The sequence below is a fragment of the Nocardioides sp. Soil_C_8 genome, from assembly GCF_057656315.1.
Genome location: NZ_JBDGKQ010000001.1, coordinates 603,490 through 619,447, shown reverse-complemented (window position 1 = coordinate 619,447; position 15,958 = coordinate 603,490). Strand labels below are relative to the sequence as shown.

General features: G+C 72.2%; 15 protein-coding genes. 8 read left to right on the top strand and 7 right to left on the bottom strand.

Going from position 1 to position 15,958, the window contains the following annotated elements; all coding sequences use genetic code 11:
- Positions 1–12: 12 nt before the first annotated feature.
- The 3 genes from AC3A3L_RS03065 to AC3A3L_RS03055 form a co-directional block, all read right to left on the bottom strand.
- On the bottom strand, positions 13–684 hold the full coding sequence (locus AC3A3L_RS03065; protein WP_487638566.1) for an alpha/beta hydrolase: 672 nt from the start codon (positions 682–684) through the stop codon (positions 13–15).
- Entirely contained in the window at positions 681–1,262 is a 582-nt protein-coding gene (locus AC3A3L_RS03060) for a hypothetical protein (protein ID WP_487638565.1), read from the bottom strand. The genes AC3A3L_RS03065 and AC3A3L_RS03060 overlap by 4 nt, the downstream gene beginning before the upstream one ends.
- A 76-nt stretch (positions 1,263–1,338) precedes the next feature.
- Positions 1,339–1,881, bottom strand: coding sequence for a YbaK/EbsC family protein (locus AC3A3L_RS03055; RefSeq protein ID WP_487638564.1), 543 nt, complete (start codon positions 1,879–1,881; stop codon positions 1,339–1,341).
- 77 nt (positions 1,882–1,958) lie between these two features.
- Here AC3A3L_RS03055 and AC3A3L_RS03050 point away from each other — a divergent pair, with 77 nt between their 5' ends.
- Complete coding sequence (locus AC3A3L_RS03050) at positions 1,959–2,987, top strand: glycerophosphodiester phosphodiesterase family protein (protein WP_487638563.1); 1,029 nt, start codon at positions 1,959–1,961, stop codon at positions 2,985–2,987.
- On the top strand, positions 2,984–4,750 hold the full coding sequence (locus AC3A3L_RS03045) for an aminotransferase class V-fold PLP-dependent enzyme (RefSeq protein WP_487638562.1): 1,767 nt from the start codon (positions 2,984–2,986) through the stop codon (positions 4,748–4,750). Before AC3A3L_RS03050 ends, AC3A3L_RS03045 begins: the two co-directional genes overlap by 4 nt.
- Here AC3A3L_RS03045 and AC3A3L_RS03040 read toward each other — a convergent pair.
- Together AC3A3L_RS03040 and AC3A3L_RS03035 are read right to left on the bottom strand one after the other, a co-directional pair.
- Positions 4,742–5,053, bottom strand: coding sequence for a hypothetical protein (locus AC3A3L_RS03040; RefSeq protein ID WP_487638561.1), 312 nt, complete (start codon positions 5,051–5,053; stop codon positions 4,742–4,744). The two genes, AC3A3L_RS03045 and AC3A3L_RS03040, sit on opposite strands and share 9 nt — an antisense overlap.
- An 11-nt stretch (positions 5,054–5,064) precedes the next feature.
- Positions 5,065–6,351 carry a PspC domain-containing protein gene (locus AC3A3L_RS03035; protein WP_487638560.1) on the bottom strand — a complete coding sequence of 429 codons (1,287 nt, stop codon included), beginning with the start codon at positions 6,349–6,351 and terminating at the stop codon, positions 5,065–5,067.
- Positions 6,352–6,494: 143 nt separating this feature from the next.
- On the opposite strand from AC3A3L_RS03035, the gene AC3A3L_RS03030 reads away from it, so the two are divergent.
- The 6 genes from AC3A3L_RS03030 (at position 6,495) to pcrA (ending at position 13,292) form a co-directional block, all read left to right on the top strand.
- Positions 6,495–7,853 carry a PspC domain-containing protein gene (locus tag AC3A3L_RS03030; protein ID WP_487638559.1) on the top strand — a complete coding sequence of 453 codons (1,359 nt, stop codon included), beginning with the start codon at positions 6,495–6,497 and terminating at the stop codon, positions 7,851–7,853.
- Positions 7,850–8,515 carry a LuxR C-terminal-related transcriptional regulator gene (locus AC3A3L_RS03025; protein ID WP_487638558.1) on the top strand — a complete coding sequence of 222 codons (666 nt, stop codon included), beginning with the start codon at positions 7,850–7,852 and terminating at the stop codon, positions 8,513–8,515. The genes AC3A3L_RS03030 and AC3A3L_RS03025 overlap by 4 nt, the downstream gene beginning before the upstream one ends.
- A 68-nt stretch (positions 8,516–8,583) precedes the next feature.
- Positions 8,584–10,017, top strand: coding sequence for an APC family permease (locus AC3A3L_RS03020; protein WP_487638557.1), 1,434 nt, complete (start codon positions 8,584–8,586; stop codon positions 10,015–10,017).
- Between the two features lies 1 nt (position 10,018).
- Positions 10,019–10,471: a universal stress protein gene (locus AC3A3L_RS03015; protein ID WP_487638556.1), complete on the top strand. Its 453-nt coding sequence runs from the start codon at positions 10,019–10,021 to the stop codon at positions 10,469–10,471.
- Between the two features lie 28 nt (positions 10,472–10,499).
- Entirely contained in the window at positions 10,500–10,853 is a 354-nt protein-coding gene (locus AC3A3L_RS03010) for a hypothetical protein (RefSeq protein ID WP_487638555.1), read from the top strand.
- Between the two features lie 57 nt (positions 10,854–10,910).
- Positions 10,911–13,292, top strand: coding sequence for a DNA helicase PcrA (pcrA, locus tag AC3A3L_RS03005; RefSeq protein WP_487638554.1), 2,382 nt, complete (start codon positions 10,911–10,913; stop codon positions 13,290–13,292).
- Positions 13,293–13,614: 322 nt separating this feature from the next.
- Here pcrA and AC3A3L_RS03000 read toward each other — a convergent pair whose 3' ends face one another.
- Together AC3A3L_RS03000 and AC3A3L_RS02995 are read right to left on the bottom strand one after the other, a co-directional pair.
- Complete coding sequence (locus AC3A3L_RS03000) at positions 13,615–14,382, bottom strand: peptidoglycan DD-metalloendopeptidase family protein (RefSeq protein ID WP_487638553.1); 768 nt, start codon at positions 14,380–14,382, stop codon at positions 13,615–13,617.
- 219 nt (positions 14,383–14,601) lie between these two features.
- On the bottom strand, positions 14,602–15,936 hold the full coding sequence (locus AC3A3L_RS02995; protein ID WP_487638552.1) for a cryptochrome/photolyase family protein: 1,335 nt from the start codon (positions 15,934–15,936) through the stop codon (positions 14,602–14,604).
- Positions 15,937–15,958: the final 22 nt, after the last annotated feature.

Here is a 15,958-nt window from a genome sequence, read left to right as displayed (position 1 = left end):
GCCAGGGGTGCGTCAGCCCTCGACGTACGTCGACCCGTCGAGCACCGCTGCGACCGCCTCGGAGCGGGGTGCGGTGCCGAGGAGCGTGGCGGTGACGAAGTCCGTGGCGTAGGACTCGAAGGCGCGTGCGTGCCGCAGCATCGCGTGCCGGCCGCCCGGGATGGTCACGTAGCCGACGGGGGTGGTGGTCTCCAGGCGCCGGGCGAGCTCGGCCGAGCGGGTCGGCAGGGCGATGCGGTCCTCGCCGCCGTGCACGACGAGGACCTGGGTGTCGCGCAGTCCGACCCGGTCGGTCGGCAGCACCCACGGGTTCAGCGCCACCACGCTGCGCACCTGCGGGTCGTGCCCGGCCAGGAGCGCGGCCCGACCGCCCAACGAGTGGCCGACCAGGGCCACCGGCAGGTCGCCGTGCTGCTCGGTGACCTGCTGGAGCGCCCATGCGACGTCCATGACCGGGGTGGTGCGGGAGTCCCAGCCCCGGTGGGTGTTGAGCAGGCGGTGCACCGCCAGCCGGGACCGACCGGCGACGGCGATCCGCTGGGCGAGGGGCACCATGCGCAGCACCGAGAGCTGGGCAGGACTGACCATCGCCCGGTCGCCCCGGCTGGCACCGCCGTGCAGGACGAGCACGATCCCCTTCGGGTCGCGCCCCCTGCGGACGGGGACCAGACGGGCTCCGGTCATCGGGACGAGCCGGGGAGCAGGTCGGCGACGCCGTCGAGCACGCCGTCGGCCACGCCTGCGACCAGGTTGGACGGACGCTGCTCCTCGCCGGCACGGGCGCTGACGACCACCAGGGCGCCGGTGAGGGCCGGGACGGCCCACTGGAGCAGGCGGAGCTTGCGCTGCGCCTCGGCGACGTCGCGCGGGGTCCGGGCGGACGGCTGCGTGCCCGACTCGGCCGGCACGTGGGTGTCGTCGGAGACCTGCCGCCCGAGCAAGCGGCTGTAGGCCGTGACGCCCAGTGCGGCCGCGGTGAGCGCCGTCTTCAGGACGACCGTCCGGGCCGACCCCTTCTGGGCCGCGAGGCGGCCGTGGTCGTTGCCGAGCATGCCGATGCTCCCGACGACGTGCGCACCGATGGCGGCCGCGTTGACGGGTGTCCACCGGTCCCAGCCGAGGTTGGCGACGGCACCCGTGCTCCGGGGTGACTCGGCCGCTCCGGCGGCCGCGTTGAGGGCCGTCGCGTTGGCCAGCGTCCCGCCGAACCAGGCGGCGAGGCCGAGGTCGTGGAGCGAGCGGGCGAGGGTGTGCGTGGACATGGAACCTCCGTCGATGGGGAGAGCCTGGCCCACATCCGTACCCGGAGGCAGGCGTCGCATTCGTGCGTGCCGGGGGTCACCGGCCGAGGTCGGCCACCACCTCGGCGCCCGGCAGGTCCGCGAGCACCCGGCCGGGCACCAGCAGCTTGGAGCGTCGTACGCCGCTGCCGAGCACGACGACGGGCTCGTCGAGCAGCGCCTCGTGGACCAGCACGCGCCATCCGTCGGGGAGCCCGACCGGGGTGATCCCTCCGTACTCCATGCCGGTCTCCGCGACCGCGCGCTCCATGGGGAGGAAGGACGCCTTGCGCACGTCGAGCATCTTGCGGACCAAGGTGTTGACGTCTGCCCGCGTGTCGGCGCGCACCACGCACGCGGCGACCCGCTCGTCCCCGGCCCGCGCGCCGGCCACCACCACGCAGTTGCCGCTCGCCGTCATCGGGATGTCGTACGCCTCGCCCATCGCGGCCGTGTCGGCGAGGTCGGGGTCGATCGCGACGACGGCCACCTCGGCCGCTCCCGCCCAGCCGGCGAGCGCGGCGGCGACGGGGGCGGCGACGAGGTCCGGGTGCTCGGTGGCGGGCAGGGACGTCAGGGACGGGAAGCTGGGGAGCGTCACGCGGTCATCATGCGGCATTCATCCTGACGTCACCCCGGTACCACCGTCCGGTCCCCGCGGCCGGGCAGCGTGGTGCCATGACGGTGACCCGCGAGGCGGTGCACAGGACCTCGTCGTTGGTCCCCACCCCCGCCGTGGTTGCGCACCGCGGCGCCAGCGGGCACCGTCCCGAGCACACGCTGGATGCCTATCGGACCGCCATCCGGATGGGCGCCGACGACATCGAGATCGACCTCGTCGCCACGCGCGACGGCGTCCTCGTGGCGCGCCACGACCTCGAGCTCAGCGCGACGACCGACGTCGCCGACCGCCCCGGGCTCGCCCACCTGCGCCGCACGATGGTGGTCGACGGGGTGGAGCAGCACGGCTGGTTCGCCCAGGACCTGACCCTGCCCGAGCTCAAGACGCTCGCCGCGCGGGAGCGGATGCCCGGCACCCGGCCCGGCAACACGGCGTACGACGGGGCGGAGGGAGTGCCGACGCTGACCGAGGTGCTGGCGATGGTCTCCGCGGAGTCGGTCCGCCGTGGCCGGCCGGTGGGCGTCGCGCTCGAGCTCAAGCACGCCGCCCACCACGACGCGGCCGGACTCCCGCTGGACGTCCCGCTGCTGCGCGAGCTCGCCCGCCAGGGCCTCGACCACCCGTGGGCGCGGGTCGCGCTCATGTCGTTCGAGGCGCCCGTCCTGCGGCGGCTGGCCGAGCGGACCCGGCTGCCCGTCGTGCAGCTCCTGGACGCCGGTCACCTGCCGACGTCGGACGAGCTGGACCGCATCGACGAGTACGCCGACGGCCTCGGCGCGCACACGTCCCTCGTGATGCCCCGCGACGCGCACGGAGTGACCGGCGCGCCGTCGTCCCTGGTCCGCGACGCGCACCGTCGCGGCCTCACCGTCCACGCCTGGACGGTCCGTGCCGAGAACCGCTTCCTGCCGACCGACCTGCGCCGGGGGACCGCGCCCGACGCGCCCGGCGACATGGCGGGGGAGGTACGGGCACTGCTCGCCGCGGGGATCGACGGGGTGATCACCGACCACCCCGAGGAGGCGCTGGCCGTCGTCCGGGAGGTGCAAGGCACAGCCTTGCACCGGCGTACGCTCACCTCGTGACACACGCCTCGTCGACCGCCCTGCTCGAGCGCATCCGCGCGGCCGTCATCGGCGACGACCAGGTGATGGAGGGCCCCTACGGCCCGCGCCGCGTCACCTACGCCGACTACACCGCGTCCGGTCGCAGCCTGACCTTCATCGAGGACTTCATCCGCCACGAGGTGCTCCCGGCGTACGCCAACACCCACACCGAGGCGAGCGGCACCGGCCTGCAGACGACCCGGCTCCGCGAGGACGCGCGGCGCGTCATCCGCGACGCGGTGGGCGGCGACGACGAGACGGTCGTCATCTTCTGCGGCGCCGGCAGCACCGCGGCGATCGACAAGCTCATCGGCATCCTCGGCCTCCGGATCCCGTGCGTGCTCGAGGACCGCCACCACCTCAGCGCCGCGATCCCTGCCGACCAGCGCCCGGTGGTCTTCATCGGCCCGTTCGAGCACCACTCCAACGAGGTGAGCTGGCGCGAGACCATCGCCGACGTCGTCACGATCCACGAGGACGCCGACGGGCGCGTGTCCCTCGACCACCTCCGCGAGGAGCTCGAGCGCCACGCCGACCGACCGCTCAGGATCGGCTCGTTCTCCGCGGCCTCCAACGTCACCGGCATCGTCACCGACACCGAGGGTGTCGCCGACGTGCTCCACGAGCACGGCGCCCTCAGCTTCTGGGACTTCGCCGCTTGCGCGCCCTACGTCGACATCGAGATGTACGGCCCCGGCAGCTCCCGCAAGGACGCGATCTTCATCAGCCCCCACAAGTTCATCGGCGGCCCGGGCACCCCGGGCGTCCTCGTGGTCCGCCGCGAGCTGCTCGCCAACCGGGTGCCCGTCGTGCCGGGCGGCGGGACCGTGATGTACGTCAACCCGACGGAGCACCGCTACCTCGACGACCCGGCCCACCGGGAGGAGGGCGGCACGCCGGCGATCGTCGAGTCGATCCGCGCCGGACTGGTCTTCCAGCTCAAGCAGGCCGTCGGCGTGGAGACGATCCAGGCGCACGAGGAGGAGCTGCTGCGCCGCGCGGTCGAGGCGTGGGTGGCCGAGCCGGGCATCCAGATCCTCGGCAACCTCGACTCCCAGCGCCTCTCGATCGTCTCCTTCGTCGTCAAGGCGCCCGACGGGACCTACCTGCACCACAACTTCGTGGTCGCGCTGCTCAACGACCTGTTCGGCATCCAGACACGCGGGGGCTGCTCGTGCGCCGGCCCCTACGGCCACCGGCTGCTCGACATCGACCTCGACCACAGCCACCGCTTCGAGGCGCAGATCGCCGGAGGCTGCGAGGGCATCAAGCCCGGCTGGGTGCGGGTGAACTTCAACTACTTCGTCGACGAGGAGGTCTTCACCTACGTCGTGGAGGCGGTGCGCCTCGTCGCGCGCGAGGGGTGGCGCCTGCTCGGCGACTACCGCTTCGACCCGCTCACCGGGCTGTGGCACCACCGGACCGGCCCGGTCGAGCCGCCGCTGCGCCTGACCGACGTCACCTACGCCGCCGACGGCTCGATGACCTACCCGCGCCACACGACGACGGCCCCCGTCTCGGTGCTCCGGGAGCACCTCGACGAGGGCCGCGCGATCATGGCCGCCGCCTCTCCTCCGGACTGGTCCGACACCGCCCACCTGGGGGCCGACTTCGACGACCTCCGGTGGTTCGCGCTCCCGGCCAGCTCAGTCACCCCACGACGTTCTTCTTCCCCCGCTGCGCTCCTCCAGAACAACGCCGCGGGGACCCCGACGCCTCGGACGACCGGCGGATCAGGCTGACCGGCGGCCCGGCCACACCGTCGCCGCGAGCCCGGCGGCACCGGCCGCCAGCCACGGGATCGGCATCAGCCAGCGGAGCTCGGAGGTGTCGACGACGTCGCCCTGCACGAGCGCCCACACCAGCACCATGCCGGCGAAGGCGACACCCATCACGAGGTGCCCGATGTTGACCGGGTGCAGGCCCGACGGCTTGTCCGGTGCGTCGAGCGGGCCGGTCATGGGCTCGTCGTACGTCGTGCCGTAGTCGTCGTAGCCCGAGTCGTAGCCGTAGAGGTCGGAGTAGTCGTTCCGGTCGTCAGTCATGGCAGTGCTCCTCAGGCCGCTTCGCGGACGACGATCTCGCCGCCGACCAGGTCGATGTTGATGGACATGTCCGGGACGTCGTTGCCGCCGTCGAGGGACCCGTCCTGGGTGATGTCGAATCCGTCGCTGCTCTGGTCGAAGACCTGGCTGCTGCCGCCGACGACCGAGGTCGTGACGTCGACGTCCATCCCGTCGGGGACGACGACCTCGATCTTCCCCCCGACGCCGTCGATCTGGATGTCGCGGCCGTCGAGCCCCTCGACGTCGGAGACGTCGGACAGGTCGAGGGTAAAGCGACCGCCGCCGAAGTCGTAGGACTGGCGGACCTCGCTGGCGCTGGTCGGGGCGTAGGAGCGGCTCTGGTCGCCGACGCTGCTGCCGATGGTCGCCGCGGCCGTGGCGAGGGCAGCCACGAAGCCCAGGAGGATCAGTCCACCGGCGCGGCCCCAGAAGGAGCCGACGACCAGCATCAGCGCGACGATGCCGAGCGCGAGGGCGGGGTAGGCGCTGTCCGCGACCGCCACCCCGGCGACGTCGACCACCCCGAGGACGCCCTCGGCGAGCGCGATCAGCGCGAGCGTGAACCAGAAGAGGATGGGGCCGCGCTTGCGCGGGTTGCGCGGGCGGCGCGGGCGGTCGTACGAGCCCCACGGCGCTGCCGGGGGATAGCCGGAGCCGGGTGCGTGGGCGGGGTCGTAGCCGGCGTCGTACGCGCTGCCGTAGCCGGGGTCGTAGGTGCCGGTGTAGCCGGCGGCGGCGCCCGTCGCGTTGGCGCCCTCGCCGTCGGTGGCCCCGTCGGGCACGAGCTGGTCGCCGTACGCCGGCGGCCGGGGCGCCGCGCCCGGGCCGGACCCCTGCTGCTTGCGGTGGAGGAACCACACGACGAGCGCGGCGCCGATGGCGAGCGGCCAGGGGAACCAGAAGGTGCCGGCCCAGTCGCCGAGCGCCGCGACCAGCGCGAGCACCCCGACGCCCGCGAGCGCGATGGTGCGGCTGCGCTGGTCGAGGCCGAGCGGCTCGTCGGCGGTGCCCTCCTCGGGCACGAGGATCCAGGCGGCGACGTAGACGAGCAGGCCGGCGCCACCGAAGAAGATCGACACCACGAGTGCGACGCGGACGATGATCGGGTCGACGTCGAGGTGGCGCGCGATGCCGCCGGCGACGCCGGCCACGTGCCGGTCGGTGACGCTGCGGCGCAGGCGGCCGAGGTCCTTGATCTCGTCGCGGGTGACCCGCGGCCCCGACGGTGGCGGGGTGCCCGGGGTGGGCTGCTCGGTGGAGGGGCTGGCGTTGTCCATGGCTCAACTCTCCTCGGCGTCGGGGCCCCGCACCATCGGGGACAGCCCTGATCCGGGTCGGGTCTGCCGGGGTCCGGGTCAGGGTCCGCTCGGGGTCAGTCCTCATGGTCGTGCCCGTGCGCGCCTGAGACGATGGAGCCACGATGACCCACCCCACGCCCCCCGCACACCCGGCTTCCCACCCGGCTGCTCGTCCCACGCGCCCGGGTGCGCCCCGTCGCGCCTACCGCGACATCTCGGCGCCGATCGCCGGGGGCGTCGCGGCCGGTCTCGCCGAGCACCTCGCCGTGCCGGTGCTGTGGGTGCGCGGCTTCTTCGTGGCCACCGCCTTCCTCGGCGGCTTCGGGCTCCTGCTCTACGCCGGCCTGTGGGTCTTCATGCCCGCCGACCAGCACTTCGAGGTCGGCGCACCCGGCCTCGAGAGCGCGACCCGCACCGGCAAGCGGCCGGCGCGGCGGCGCTCGCGGCTGCGCGACGCCGGACCGGCCATCGCGCTCGGCGCGCTGTTCTTCGGCGTCGTGCTCGGCGTCGAGGGCATCTTCGGCCAGGGGGTGCTCTTCTGGCCGGTGGTCCTCGGCGTCGCCGGCATCGGGCTGCTGTGGCGCCAGGCCGACGAGGCCCAGCGTGAGCGCTGGATGGACTCCTCCGGGCGCATCGACCCGTTCCGGGCGATCTTCGGCAACGGCGGGTGGGCCTCCTACGCCCGGATCGCCGCGGGCCTCGGGCTGATCGTGACCGCCCTCATCGTGTTCGCCGTGGCCGCCGGGCAGGCGACCTTCGCCGTGCCGGTGCTGGTCGCGGGCCTGCTCGGGCTGCTCGGTCTCGCGATCGTGGTCGGTCCGTGGGCCCTGCGGCTCGTCAACGACCTCGGCGCCGAGCGGGCCGAGCGCGTGCGCACCCAGGAGCGCGCCGACATGGCCGCCCACCTGCACGACTCGGTGCTGCAGACCCTCGCGCTGATCCAGAAGAACGCCCACGACGCCACGACCGTCGCCCGCCTCGCGCGGTCGCAGGAGCGCGACCTCCGCCAGTGGCTGTTCGAGGCCGACACCACCGACGCGACGACCCTCGCGGGCGCGCTGAAGGAGATGGCGGCCGACGTCGAGTCGCAGCACCCCGTGGTCGTCGACGTCGTGACCGTCGGCGACTGCGACCTCGACGAGTCGCTGCGCCCCATCGTGCTGGCCGCGCGCGAGGCGGTGGTCAACGTCGCCAAGCACGCCGGCACCCAGCGGGCCGACGTCTACGCCGAGACGAGCGACGGAGCCGTCGACGTGTTCGTCCGCGACCGCGGCGCGGGCTTCGACCTCGGCGGGGTGGCCACCGACCGCCACGGCGTCCGCAACAGCATCGTCGACCGGATGGCGCGCCACGGCGGCAGCGCCGACGTACGCTCGGCTCCCGGTGAGGGCACCGAGGTCCGCCTCCACATGCCGCGCACCGGCCAGCACCAGCACCACCAGCAGCCCCACCAGCAGACCGACAGCGAGGAGACCCCATGACCCAGGCCAGCCCCGAGCGTCCCGTGCGAGTCGTCCTGGTCGACGACCACGCGATGTTCCGCGCGGGGGTCCGCGCCGAGCTCGCCGCGAGCGGCGCCGGCGTGGTCGAGGTCGTGGGCGAGGCAGCCGACGCCGATGCCGCCGTGTCCGTCGTCCGCGACCTGCAGCCCCAGGTCGTGCTGCTCGACGTCCACCTGCCAGGCGGCGGAGGGGTGGAGGTGATGCGACGCCAGCCGTCGCCCGACACCCTCTACCTCGCCCTCTCGGTCTCGGACGCCGCAGAGGACGTCATCGGCACCATCCGCGGCGGCGCGCGGGGCTACGTCACCAAGACGATCACCGGCCCCGAGCTGGTCGACGCGATCACCCGAGTCGCCGGGGGAGACGCCGTGTTCTCGCCGCGCCTGGCCGGGTTCGTGCTGGACGCCTTCGCCGGGTCGATCGACGTCGCCGCCGTCGACGAGGACCTCGACCGGCTCACCGAGCGCGAGCGCGAGGTGATGCGCCTGATCGCCCGCGGCTACGCCTACAAGGAGGTCGCCAAGGAGCTGTTCATCTCGGTCAAGACCGTCGAGACGCACATGTCCTCGGTGCTCCGCAAGCTCCAGCTCTCGAGTCGTCACGAGCTGACGAAGTGGGCCTCCGACCGTCGCCTGCTCTGACACCGACGCGCCGCCCGTCCGGGTGAGCGACGTTTGACAAGCCTGGGACGAACCGGTTCGGTCGTGGGATGGCAGACAGCGCGACGATCCCGCGTCCGGATGAGGCCGACAGCGAGCTGAAACGCTCGATCACCGGTCGCCTCCTGTTCTTCTACACGCTCGGAGACGTGCTCGGGTCGGGCATCTACGTGCTCATCGGCCTCGTCGCCGCAGCCGTCGGCGGCGCGTTCTGGATCGCCTTCGCGCTGGGCGTCACCGTCGCCGCCATCACCGGAGCGGCCTACGCCGAGCTGGTCACGAAGTACCCCCAGGCGGCGGGTGCCTCGCTCTACGTCAACAAGGCCTTCGGCAACCGGCCGCTGACGTTCCTCATCACCGTGTCGTTCCTGGCCGCGAGCATGGCGGCCTCCGGCTCGCTGGCCGTCGGCTTCGCCTCCTACTTCGCGGAGGTGTGGTCCGCGCCGCCGGCGCTGCTGGTCTCGCTGGTCTTCGTCGCGCTGCTCGTGGTCGTGAACTTCATCGGGATCACCGAGTCGGTGTGGATGAACATGCTGATGACCTTCGTCGAGGTCGCCGGCCTGGTCATCGTCATGGTCATCGGCATCATCCACGTGAGCCGCGGCGACGCCGACTTCGGCGTCCTGACGCACATCGACATCTCGGGCGACTACGGGAGCTCCGCGCTGGCGGTTCTCGCCGGCATCTCGTTCTCGTTCTTCGCCATGACCGGCTTCGAGAACACCGCCAACGTGGCCGAGGAGACCATCGACCCCTACAAGTCGTTCCCGCGCTCGCTGGTCGGCGGCATGGTCGTGGCCGGCCTGGTCTACGTCCTGGTGTCGATGGCCGCGGCCCTCACTGTGCCGACCGAGACGCTGGCCAGCTCCGACGCCGCGCTCCTCGAGGTCGTCAAGGCGGGCATCCTGCCCTTCTCGACCGAGCTCATGGCCACCCTCTTCAGCATCATCGCCCTGATCGCGATCACCAACACGACGCTGGTCACGATCGTCACCCAGCCGCGCGTCCTCTACGGCATGGCCCGCGAGGACGTCGTCCCAGGCGTCTTCGCCAAGATCCACCCGACCCGGCGCAGCCCCTGGGTGGGCCTGATGTTCTGCGGCTTCGTCGTCGGCATGCTGCTCGTCATCGGCACGCTGGTCACCGAGGCAGGCGGCGGGATCGACCTCGTCGGTCGCCTCGCCACCGTCACGGTCGTGCTGCTGCTGGCCATCTACGCGCTGGTGATCGTCGCCTGCCTCAAGCTTCGCGGGCAGGACGAGGACCACCCGTTCTTCCGGGCCAACACGCCCCTGCTCCTCGTGGGTCTGATCGGCAACCTCGCCATCCTCGGCTTCACCGTCTACGACGACCCGCACTCGCTGATCTGGTGCGCCGGGCTCCTCGGCGTCGGTCTGGTCCTCTTCCTCGCCGAGTACTTCTTCGGCAGCAAGGGCACCGGCTCCCGGACACCCGATCTCGACGCCGAGCTCAAGGAGGGCTGACATGCACGTCATCGTCGCCACGGACGGCTCGCGCCAGTCGCTGGCCGCCGCCAAGCACCTGAAGTCGTTCGCCGACCCGACCAAGGTCACCGAGGTCTCCGTCGTCGCCGTGATCCGCCCGCTCGCCTCGGTCGCCTTCGCCGACGACCTGTCCGAGGGCAAGCTCGACGGGTCGTTCCGCGACGCGGCGCAGAGCGCGGTCGACGCCATCGCCGCGGTGTTCGAGGGCTGGGGCCCCAAGGTCAACAAGCGCATCCGCAGCGGGTCGGCCGCCAACGAGATCATCAAGGCCGCCAAGCAGTACGACGCCGGGCTGGTCGTGGTGGCGGCGGGCGGGCGCGGGCTCAGCGACAGCGTGCTGGTCGGCAGCACCGCCCAGCGGGTGCAGCACTACGCGCCCTGCCCGGTGCTCGTCGTACGCCCCGCACCCAAGCCGAAGAGGCACCGCGCCTGACCGTCAGGTGGCTCACTAGGGTTGGGCCATGGAGACCCTGCGGCTGGTGCTGCTCTTCGTCCACATCCTCGGCTACGCCGCGCTGCTCGGCGGCCTGCTCGTGCAGGTCCGCGACGAGACCAAGACGGTGAACTCGTTGATGCGCGACGGGGCGGGGACGGCATTCGTCGCCGGCCTGCTGCTCGTCGGCGTCCTCGAGAACCTCGGCACTCCCGACCACGCCAAGATCGGCGTGAAGTTCGCGATCGGCCTGGTGATCCTGGTGCTAGTGATGGTCAACATGCGCAAGCCGAGCATCCCCCAGGGCCTCTACTTCGGCCTGCTCGCGCTGACGGTCGCCAACATCGCGGTGGCCGTGTTCTGGTCGCCCGTCCACGCCTGACCCACGCCCGACCGGGCCCGTCGGCCTGTCGTACCCGCCGCATAGGCTGGGGTCGAGATGACCCCCACTGACGCACCGGCCGACCAGGCCCTCTTCGAGCTCCGCGACCACCCGCTCCTCGACGGGCTCAACGAGCCCCAGCGGGCCGCCGTGACGCACGCCGGCGCCCCGCTGCTGGTCGTCGCCGGGGCCGGCTCCGGCAAGACGCGGGTGCTGACGCGCCGCATCGCCTGGCTGATCAACGAGCGCAAGGCACACCCGGGCTCCATCCTGGCGATCACCTTCACCAACAAGGCCGCGGCCGAGATGAAGGAGCGCGTCGAGGACCTCGTCGGCAAGCGCGCCCGGATCATGTGGGTGTCGACCTTCCACTCCGCCTGCGTCCGGATCCTTCGCAAGGAGATCGACCGCGTCGGGTTCAAGTCCAACTTCTCCATCTACGACGCGGCCGACTCCAAGCGGCTGATGACGCTCGTGCTGCGTGACCTCGAGCTCGACCCCAAGCGCTACCAGCCCAACGCCGTGCTCCACTGGGTCTCGGACCAGAAGAACGAGCTCCGTGACGCCGAGGACGCCGCCAAGGAGGCGCGCAACTCGTTCGAGGAGGCCTACGCCAAGGCGTTCGCGAGCTACCAGCGTCGCCTGCGCGAGGCCAACGCCCTCGACTTCGACGACCTGATCATGACCACCGTGCACCTGCTCCAGGCGTTCCCCGACGTGCGGGAGAACTACCGCCGGAGGTTCCGTCACGTCCTGGTGGATGAATACCAGGACACCAACCATGCGCAGTACAGCCTGATCCAGCAGCTGTGCGGCCAGTCGTTGGAGGAGGGGCACCAGGAGGCGGTCGAGCCCAGCGAGCTGATGGTCGTCGGTGACGCCGACCAGTCCATCTACGCCTTCCGCGGCGCCGACATCCGCAACATCCTCGACTTCGAGCAGGACTTCCCCGACGCCACCACGATCCTGCTCGAGCAGAACTACCGCTCGACGCAGACCATCCTGTCCGCGGCCAACTCCGTCATCGGCAACAACCGCGGCCGCAAGCCCAAGCGGCTGTGGACCGACGCGGGGGCGGGGGAGCGGATCGTCGGCTACGTCTCCGACGACGAGCACGACGAGGCCCGCTTCGTCAGCGAGGAGATCGACAAGCTGACCGACGACGCCGGCGTACGCCCTGCCGACGTCGCCGTGTTCTACCGCACCAACGCCCAGTCCCGGGTCTTCGAGGAGGTGTTCATCCGCACCGGCCAGCCCTACAAGGTCGTCGGTGGGGTGCGCTTCTACGAGCGCAAGGAGGTCCGCGACGCGCTGGCCTACCTCCGGATGCTGGTCAACACCGCCGACGAGATCTCGCTGCGCCGGGTCCTCAACACCCCCAAGCGCGGCATCGGTGAGCGGGCCGAGGCCTGCATCGCCGCCCTCGCCGACCGCGACCGGATCACCTTCTGGGAGGCGCTGACCCGTGCGGCCGACGCGCCGGGCCTGGCCACGCGCAGCCTCAAGAACATCGAGGCGTTCGTCGCGATCGTGCAGGAGCTGCAGTCGATGGTCGAGGCCGACGAGCGCCCCGACGTGATCCTCGAGTCGGTGCTCGAGCGCTCGGGCTACCTCGCCGAGCTCGAGGCCAGCGACGACCCGCAGGACGGCACCCGCGTGGAGAACCTCGCCGAGCTCGTCGCGGTCGCCCGCGAGTTCGCCGAGGACCCGCAGCCCGGACCGAGCGCCGACCCGGCCGAGGTCGAGGCCGGCACCGTCGCGGTCGGCCTCGGCGACTTCCTCGAGCGGGTCGCCCTGGTCGCCGACGCCGACCAGATCCCCGAGGCCCCCGACGGCGACGACTCCGGGGTCGTCACGCTGATGACGCTCCACACGGCCAAGGGCCTGGAGTTCCCGGTCGTCTTCCTCACCGGCCTCGAGGACGGCGTCTTCCCTCACCAGCGCTCGCTCGGCGACCAGCCCGAGCTCGAGGAGGAGCGCCGCCTCGCCTACGTCGGCCTCACCCGCGCCCAGCAGCGCCTCTACGTCTCCCGGGCCCTCGTGCGCTCCGCGTGGGGGGCGCCCAGCCACAACCCCGCCAGCCGCTTCCTCGACGAGCTCCCCGTCGACCTCGTCGACTGGCGTCGTACGGCAGCCGAGCAGACCCGCTGGGGCCGCCAGGACCTCACCGGCGGCTCCACGCGCCTCGGCACCCCCACCGACGCCGGCCGGCGCAACTTCAGCTCGGCCGCCCTCCGCGCCGACGCGGCCGCCAAGGCCAAGCCTGCCCGCGAGATCCCCAGCCTCGCCCCCGGTGACCGCGTGGTGCACGACTCCTTCGGCATGGGCACCGTCGTCGCCGTCGAGGGCGTGGCCGAGAAGTCCGTGGCCTCCATCGACTTCGGCTCCGAAGGCGTCAAGCGCCTCCTCCTCCGCTACGCGCCGGTCGAGAAGCTCTGACCCCGCGCCGGGCCGCTGGTTGAGCTGCTGAGCAGCGAGGGTGTCTAAACCAAGGCTGGGTCGTACGGCGACCGGTCGGGCGGTGTGCCAGCCACATTCCGCGTGTGACAAATGTGGCTCAGGCACCGCTGGCGGCTGTGTCGGCGTACGGCGCGCGAGTGGGCGGTGTGCCAGCCACATTCCGCGGGTGACAAATGTGGCTCACTCACCGCTGGGGCGCCCTGATGAGCGAGATCTCGGTACGTGCCGTCGCGACCCCGCAGGCTCGGTCGCGGGCGCTAGTCGATCTTCCGTGACTACGACGCTGCTGACGCAGCGTCGGTCACGGAACGATGCCGTGCTCGACGAAGGCCTGGAACGGGTCGACGGGGCCGCCGCCGCCCGGGCGCACCTCGAGGTGGAGGTGGGAACCCGTGACGTTGCCGGTGGCGCCGACGGTGCCGATGTTCTCGCCGCCATTGACGCGGTCGCCCACGGAGACGTAGATCGAGGTCTGGTGGCAGTACCAGATCTCGGTGCCGTCATCGAGGGTGACGACGGTCTTGTTGCCGTAGGCGCCGTCATAGCCGGTGGAGGTCACGGTGCCGTTGGCGATCGCCAGGATCGGGTCACCGGAGTCGCCGTTGAAGTCGAGGCCGGTGTGGTAGCTGGCCCAGAGGCCGTACTGGCCGAACGTCGCGGTGATGCCGTAGTGCGCGAGGGGGAGAACCCACTTGTTCTCCTTGATCTTCGCCGCCTGCTTCTCGGCGGCCTTGCGCATCTCGGTGAGCTTGGCGGCCCGCTCGGCCATCTGCTTCTCGGCGAGCGCGACGAGCTCGGGGTCGGTCTCCTCCTCGCCCGAGCCGCGGGTGTGGTCGCGGCTCACGACGACGCCGCGGCGGGACAGGGCCTGTCCGGCGACCGAGCCGATGGCCTGCGTGGCCTCGACCGCGGAGCCGGTCGAGGTGAGGGCGGTGACGCCCGAACCGGAGCCGGTGACGGCGGCGCCGGCGGAGACCGCGAGCACGGCCACGCCGGCGACGAGCGGCAGGGACGGGAGTCGCACCACGGAGCGCTTCGGCGGCGTGGTCGCACGCCGCTTCCCGCTCACGGGTGCAGCCGTTGCCGAGGTGCGTCGCTTGGGAGCGCGCTCCGCTCGGTGGTTGCCCATGAAGGAGTTACCAATCTGCCGGGTCGTCAGGGGGGTCGGGTCGGCAAGACCGCGCACGACTGTAACGGAAGGATCACGGGAAAGTGCAACCCTGGACCAAATAAGTTGCAGTACCCCGCCGGACGGTCGATAAACGAACGCTGTGGCGTGACGCGCGACTCAGCCGCGCGCCGCCTGGTAGCGGTCGAGCGCCTCCCGGCGCTCGTCCGCGTGGTCGACGATGCGCAGCGGGTAGTCCTGCTCGTAGCCGACGTCGGACTTCCACGGCTCGTGCGCGGCCTTCCCGGGGAGGTGGTCGAGCTCGGGCACCCAGCGGCGCACGTAGTCGCCCTGCGGGTCGAACTTCAGGCCCTGGGTGACCGGGTTGAAGACCCGGAAGTAGGGCGAGGCGTCGGTGCCGGTGCCGGCCACCCACTGCCACCCGTGGTTGTTGGAGGCCACGTCGCCGTCGATCAGCAGGTCGAGGAAGTGCCGCGCGCCGACCGGCCACCACACGTGCAGGTCCTTGGTGAGGAACGAGGCGGTGATCATCCGCACCCGGTTGTGCATCCACCCGGTGTGCATCAGCTGCCGCATCCCGGCGTCGACGATCGGGTAGCCGGTGGTCCCGGTGCGCCACGCCTCGATCGCGTCGTCCGGCTCGTCGTACCTCATCTGCTCCAGGGCCGGCTTGAGGTCCGCCCACGCCGACGACGGCGCGTGCCAGAGCACGTCGGCGTAGAAGTCGCGCCACGCCAGCTCGTTGGTGTACGTCGACGTGTGGGGCACCTCCGCGAGGAGTGACCGCGGGTGGAGCACCCCGAGGTGGAGGTAGGGCGAGAGCCGCGACGTGCCGTCGTGGTCGGGCCGGTTGCGCTCGTCCGGGTAGCTGCGGAGCCCGTCGTCGCGGAACGACCGCCAGCGCCGCCACGCGGCGTCCTCGCCGGCACCGGGCAGCTCGAACGGCGCCTGCGCCACCGCCTCCTCCAGCAGGTCGAGCGCCCGCCGGTCGGACCCGGCCGGGGCGAGGTCGGGGGAGCGGGGTGTGCGGGCGGGCTCGGACCAGCCGTGCTCGCGCCACGCGCGGGCGAAGGCGCTGAACACCTGGTAGGGCTCGCCGCTGCCGTTGCGGACCAGGCCCGGTCCCACGGCGTACGGCGACCCGGTGGCGACGAGCTCCACGCGCTCGGCCACCGCAGCGTCGCGGCGCCGGCCGTACGGCGTCGTCTCGGCGGCCACGTGCACCCGCCGGCCGTCGGCCACGCGGGGCACGACCTCGCGAGGGTCGCCGTGGAGGACGGTCAGCGGGATGCGGTCGCCGAGGGCTCTCACGTTGGCGGCCAGCCACGCCCGCCGCGCCGGCCCGGCGGTGGTCCAGATGGCCGGGTCGACGACGAAGAGCGCCGTCGCGGAGCCCTCCTCGAGCGCGGCGAGCAGGGCCGGGTTGTCACGCACCCGCAGGTCGCGCCGGAACCACATCACCGAGGAACCGCGGGTCGACGTCGAGGCAGCCATGCGTCTCAACGTAGCCGCGGAG

What these genes read in the sequence shown, in the direction of transcription:
- AC3A3L_RS03065 (WP_487638566.1), bottom strand. Translation starts at nt 684, where the DNA reads ATGACCGGAGCCCGTCTGGTCCCCGTCCGCAGGGGGCGCGACCCGAAG.
- AC3A3L_RS03060 (WP_487638565.1), bottom strand. Translation starts at nt 1,262, where the DNA reads ATGTCCACGCACACCCTCGCCCGCTCGCTCCACGACCTCGGCCTCGCC.
- AC3A3L_RS03050 (WP_487638563.1), top strand. Translation starts at nt 1,959, where the DNA reads ATGACGGTGACCCGCGAGGCGGTGCACAGGACCTCGTCGTTGGTCCCC.
- AC3A3L_RS03040 (WP_487638561.1), bottom strand. Translation starts at nt 5,053, where the DNA reads ATGACTGACGACCGGAACGACTACTCCGACCTCTACGGCTACGACTCG.
- AC3A3L_RS03035 (WP_487638560.1), bottom strand. Translation starts at nt 6,351, where the DNA reads ATGGACAACGCCAGCCCCTCCACCGAGCAGCCCACCCCGGGCACCCCG.
- AC3A3L_RS03030 (WP_487638559.1), top strand. Translation starts at nt 6,495, where the DNA reads ATGACCCACCCCACGCCCCCCGCACACCCGGCTTCCCACCCGGCTGCT.
- AC3A3L_RS03025 (WP_487638558.1), top strand. Translation starts at nt 7,850, where the DNA reads ATGACCCAGGCCAGCCCCGAGCGTCCCGTGCGAGTCGTCCTGGTCGAC.
- AC3A3L_RS03020 (WP_487638557.1), top strand. Translation starts at nt 8,584, where the DNA reads ATGGCAGACAGCGCGACGATCCCGCGTCCGGATGAGGCCGACAGCGAG.
- AC3A3L_RS03015 (WP_487638556.1), top strand. Translation starts at nt 10,019, where the DNA reads ATGCACGTCATCGTCGCCACGGACGGCTCGCGCCAGTCGCTGGCCGCC.
- AC3A3L_RS03010 (WP_487638555.1), top strand. Translation starts at nt 10,500, where the DNA reads ATGGAGACCCTGCGGCTGGTGCTGCTCTTCGTCCACATCCTCGGCTAC.
- pcrA (WP_487638554.1), top strand. Translation starts at nt 10,911, where the DNA reads ATGACCCCCACTGACGCACCGGCCGACCAGGCCCTCTTCGAGCTCCGC.
- AC3A3L_RS02995 (WP_487638552.1), bottom strand. Translation starts at nt 15,936, where the DNA reads ATGGCTGCCTCGACGTCGACCCGCGGTTCCTCGGTGATGTGGTTCCGG.